Genomic DNA, 4,627 nt, shown 5'->3' on the forward strand with positions numbered 1-4,627 from the left:
CTTTATAAAAACGCCATTCTTGGACCATATCATTTTTATCGATGAGATTTAGTAAAGAAGTAAACGCCTCGTAGGAAGGTCCAAGGACCGTCCGTAGCACCTCTTCATCCGGAAAAATGTTTTCATCTCTTAGTTGGAGCTCATCTGTTGAAGTCATAAGAAAGAGGTAATTACTAGTTTGCGTTGCACATGTTGTTTTGATCACAGCAGTACCATACCGCGTCTTCACATCCTGCCTCATAAGGGGCAAATTTGTAGAATTGCATCCCCGTTTTTTCCATGACCCGGATCGAGGCTTTGTTCTCTTTCATGGCAATGGCTACGATCCTTTTTAATCCTAATTGTTCAAATCCATAAGACAATATGGCCCGGGAGGCTTCCGTGGCAATACCCCGCCCCCAGAATTCCGGTAAAAAACGATAGCCCAGGTCAGTTTCATTAAATTCAGGCAGGTAGGCCAGCCCGGCCCAGCCCGTGAACTGCCTCCCCTCTTTTAGCACTGTAGCCCAACGGCCGTAACCGTATTTTTTATATCCCTCAATCCTTGCCGCAATCGTATTTCGCATCACCTCCAAATCTGTAATTAGGTCCTCCCCGGTATACTGCTGGACCTGCGGATGGGAATGCAGGCGCAGCATATCCTCCGCATCTGTAAGAAGCAGCTCTCTCAGGATCAGGCGTTGGGTTTCAATGATAATAGCCATTTTTGAAAGATGAATTTGTCCTGGTGCTGTGATATTTCTATTTCATTGGCGAGTCTGGCCCGTGTATTCTAAAACAAACCCAGCTCGTTCGGTACGTCCTTTTCAATCACCTGTCCCAGATCCCAAAGCTCAACAATTTTGTCCTTCTGAAACCGGAAAATGTGAACCACAGCGATCTCCATATCTTCCTTGATCACATGCGAATGCGTGATCACCGTATTTCTGTCTGTATAACTGTACTTAATATCGATGGCGGTATTGGGGACATTTTGATGGGCTTCTTTCATGGCCTTCATCAAGGCATCGCGCGTACCCTGGAAATATTGATTGTGGTGCACAAATTCAGGAGCCGTAAATTTTTGGAAGGCTTCTACAACTTTACCGAAGCCTGCTAATTGAAGAAAGGAAATGGCTATTTCTTTATTAGTCATTTTACAAAGGGATTACACAAATTATAACATATTCTGGATCAATACACCAACAATTACCAATCCAATAAAGATCAGAGCTGTATATCCAACCGCCTTCCTGAGGGTTAAATTAAACGAGAAATGATACAAGAATAGAGTGACTGAGATGATTTCAACAAAATACACCAAATTAAAAACCAATATTTGTTTCAAAGGAAGGTCGATGTAGGAATACAGTCCAAGGGCATTGCTCAGGGAAAATAACCCTGCGAATATCAATCCGAATTTGGAAACTGTCCAAAAAGAGGGTTTTTCAGAAAAGACTTTAAAAAACACTAATCCGATCAATGTGGTCAACAATAGAAAGCTGAAATACCCGGCAGGGATTAACAGAGCCAGGTCGTTTAAGGTTTTAAGTGCAGGTAGGTCTTCTTCCCAAAAGCCAGCAAACAGGGAGGCATGGAACAAGAAATCTATGCCGATGAAGATCAACCATGCCAGTATAATGCTTGTAACGCGACTTTTGTTAGTGATCAAACGGGCCATTATCCTGTGACTTACCAGAGTCTGTTCTTATTCAATTGCTAGCCAAATACAGTTGTATCGTAAGTAGGGCATCCCCTGTCTAAGATAGGTATTTCGGAAATGCAATATAAGTAGCAGGGTTCAGGATGTGGACTGGTTTTAGTTTACAGCCTCTATTCGATAACAAGATCGGCATTGCATAACATTGCGCGTTGACCCGTTCGGGCAAGTTCACTGGTAATGCTGACCTTAGCGTTATCATTTTCGAAATACCAGAGGTTCTCCGTTATATTATCCATAGGGATTACTGGTGACGCCAAAGGGATTACCTGTATCTGGCTTTGACTTTCGTAACCATTTCTGAATAGCACCAGGTTCCCTGTGTTAGTTGTCAGCCCTAGTTCCAGATCGTCAAAATAAACCTTGGTACCGCCTTCATTATCCGGTGAGAAGTTCCGGGAGCGCAGTGCGTGGGTGTAATAGGTCAGGGAGGGTTTGTCAAAAGGGATATAATTGGGATAGTCCAGGGGTAAACCGCGTAGGTCGATTTCCGCATCAAGGTTGCCTCCCACAAGCCTTACAGAGATAAATTCACGGATTCCAAAATCGGCGGTAATGGTCATCTGATACCAGTTATTTGGAAGCAGTTCCTGTCCGAGATCCCGGATTTCCCAATTCTCGTTTATGGTGGGTGTACCTGTCAGGTTTTCGGATGCTCCATACCGCACCCATAAAATACCTGTTCGCTGCACGCCTGCCAATGCCATCCAGTCTGCTCCTTCAAAATGGATGGGATTGTCAACCCCTTCAAACCATTCGATATCCAGTCCAAAGACAATATCATCGGCCAGACTGGGCTCAAAGTAAAAATAGCCACTGATATATGCCCGTTCAGGACTGTTCAGGAATTCTGTCAACTCCTGGCCTTCATAGGCAAAGGCAACCGCAGCACTGGTAATGGTTTCCAAAAGAACCTCCTTTTCGTCATCCTTGTCAGAGCATGACGTTATTAGGATAAAAGCCAAAAAGAATACAGAAATACGCTTCATTTTCAGTGTGCCTAATAACCACTATGTATTTCACAGATTGCAAGTCGCAATTCTAAATCAAAGGTAGTGAAATGCACTAGCTGGTGTAAACATTGGATTTAGGATATTACTGTTGAGGATGCTGTTTATATTAGTAAAAACAGTCTTGAGGAATACAGCGTTTAAAAAACCCCGTCAGGCATGCTGACGGGGTCATAGGTACTTGTGGTAATTTTATTAGTTGCCTTCGCTAAGCGAGAAACTGCCGTCCCCGTCAAAGTTGGTCACTTCAATAGTCACTACCCATATCCCAGAAGCGCCTTGAGAGGTAACCCCACTAAAACTGTCGGGCTCCGTAGCGCCGTCTATGGTGCGGTCTAGGACCACAGCACCTTCCGAATCTTCTACGATCATCCGGAAAGAGCCTTCAGAAGTGGCGGTAATGTCTGCATTGTAGTCGGCCGTACTCAGATTATTGTTCCAGCTGAACATTCGGGTAGCCGTACCCCCATTGCCCGTAAAACTAGCGTCAACGTCCCCGTTAAAATCAGAGCGGTCTCCCACAGTGAAATCAGAAGGGTTAGCCGTAAGTTGCGTTCCGTTAACAGTTACCCTGGCAAAGGTGTCATCATCCTTGTTACATCCTACAAAAAATACCAAGGCCAAAACAAGCGTGGCAACACTAAATACATTTGATTTTTTCATAACAAAACTTGTAAAATTTGATTTAAGTAACCTGATAACGTTGAGGGGGGGGTGATATTGTATTACTTTTTCTTATCTAAGGCATTTGTGTAATTAATATGCCGTTTTCAAAGTCAGGGGTCGCATTGGAAGAAAGAATGCTACTTATCGCCAGGTGGCATTAGAAAGGAGATGGCTTCTGGCAAAATACCTATCGTGGCCGGGGCAAGGCCCACATACTCCCCATCGGCTTCGATGCCACAAGGTTGCTTACTGCCTAGTTGCACTTCCCGGGCTTGTTGGTAGCTCACTTGTGGATGGTTAATTTTCAACCCGTTCTTCAATTTGCCGAGGTTTTTTAGGTAATCCCAAATACTCAGGTCCCCGAAAATGGCCACCTGGAACTGTCCATCGGCGAGTCGGGCATCTGGGGCGATGCAGATGGCATTGCCAAAGTAGCGTCCGTTGGCCACCGCCATTTGCAGCAACTTGCCCTGCCACTGCCAGGTATCACCTGTGCAGCTTACTTCTTTTTTGGAATAGGAGAGAAACCCCCTGATGATCTGCTTGAAATAGTTATAGCCCGGGCCGAGTAGACTGGAGGATTGTTCCATATTTTGCACCACTTCGGGGCCAAGTCCAACCCCTGCTATGTTGATAAAATAACGTGTTTCCCCAGAGGGTTGCAGACTTATTTTGCCGAGGTCTATCTTTTGAGAAGTGTGAGATTGGATCAGGGAAAACAAGGCTTCGATGGAATTGCTGATCCCCGCCGTCCGGGCAAAATCATTGGCAGAACCATGAGGGAGTACCCCGATAACCGGGTGTTCTTCAGCGGGCAATTTGCTTTGCAATACCCCATTAACTACTTCATGCAGGGTGCCGTCCCCACCCACAGCGATCAGGTAATCACAGCCTTTCTCGGTGACCTGACGTGCCAGTTCGATGGCGTGTTTGCTCCTCAGGGTGGAAAGGAACTCGACCTTATCCAGAGAGTTTTGGTAACAATAGCTCTTAATTGCAGGGAGTACCTTTGCCAGGCGGTTGTTCTTGTTGTTGATGATAAAAACAATTCTCATTCGGCTTCAACAGGCAGGGCAGATTGGTAGGCAAAATTCAGATTGTAGGCATAGAATCGATCAAACCACCAGGTTTTGTATGGCTCAGGAACGGGAATGGTATCAATTGCTTCAACGGAAATATCATTATTGACCAACTTTTCTGCAGAGATTTCCAACTCCTGCAGGTACTTCTTCATCTGTTCGAACAGTTTCTC

At 45.1% G+C, this 4,627-nt stretch carries 7 protein-coding genes; all 7 read right to left on the reverse strand.

What is annotated here, in order from left to right; genetic code table 11:
* Positions 1-173: 173 nt before the first annotated feature.
* On the reverse strand, positions 174-704 hold the full coding sequence (locus AC4E7D_RS11845) for a GNAT family N-acetyltransferase (RefSeq protein ID WP_490174001.1): 531 nt from the start codon (positions 702-704) through the stop codon (positions 174-176).
* Positions 705-772: 68 nt separating this feature from the next.
* A complete protein-coding gene (locus AC4E7D_RS11850; protein WP_490174002.1) occupies positions 773-1,135 on the reverse strand; it encodes a nuclear transport factor 2 family protein in 363 nt (120 codons plus the stop codon).
* Between the two features lie 21 nt (positions 1,136-1,156).
* Positions 1,157-1,651: a hypothetical protein gene (locus AC4E7D_RS11855; protein WP_490174003.1), complete on the reverse strand. Its 495-nt coding sequence runs from the start codon at positions 1,649-1,651 to the stop codon at positions 1,157-1,159.
* A 161-nt stretch (positions 1,652-1,812) separates the two neighbouring features.
* Complete coding sequence (locus AC4E7D_RS11860; RefSeq protein ID WP_490174004.1) at positions 1,813-2,607, reverse strand: hypothetical protein; 795 nt, start codon at positions 2,605-2,607, stop codon at positions 1,813-1,815.
* A gap of 297 nt (positions 2,608-2,904) precedes the next feature.
* A complete protein-coding gene (locus tag AC4E7D_RS11865) occupies positions 2,905-3,372 on the reverse strand; it encodes a hypothetical protein (RefSeq protein ID WP_490174005.1) in 468 nt (155 codons plus the stop codon).
* Between the two features lie 140 nt (positions 3,373-3,512).
* Entirely contained in the window at positions 3,513-4,430 is a 918-nt protein-coding gene (locus AC4E7D_RS11870; protein WP_490174006.1) for a diacylglycerol/lipid kinase family protein, read from the reverse strand.
* Positions 4,427-4,627, reverse strand: a 201-nt coding sequence (locus tag AC4E7D_RS11875; protein ID WP_490174007.1) for a hypothetical protein, incomplete at its 5' end; no start/stop codon positions are given. The genes AC4E7D_RS11875 and AC4E7D_RS11870, both read right to left, overlap by 4 nt.

The sequence above is a fragment of the Lentiprolixibacter sp. genome, from assembly GCF_982873095.1.